The following is a 209-nucleotide window of genomic DNA, read 5'->3' as shown; positions in this document are numbered from 1 at the left end:
AAGCGTAGCGATACGTTGAGCTAACCAGTACTAATGATCCGTGAGGCTTAACCTTACAACACCGAAGGTGTTTTGAGAGACAAAAGATTTTCAGCTTAGTTCAGGATTAGATTGATGGTTATATGGAAATATAACGGTCAATAACAGAATTTGCCTGGCGGCCGTAGCGCGGTGGTCCCACCTGACCCCATGCCGAACTCAGAAGTGAA

General features: G+C 45.5%; 1 rRNA gene. It reads left to right on the top strand.

The features are described from left to right. Positions 1–153 precede the first annotated feature (153 nt). Positions 154–209, top strand: a 5S ribosomal RNA gene (rrf, locus tag WFK85_RS23760); the annotation flags it as partial.

It is taken from the genome of Cedecea sp. VD22 (assembly GCF_037150195.1).
Taxonomy (GTDB): Bacteria; Pseudomonadota; Gammaproteobacteria; order Enterobacterales; family Enterobacteriaceae; genus Cedecea.
This window is presented reverse-complemented; position numbering and strand designations above follow the sequence as displayed.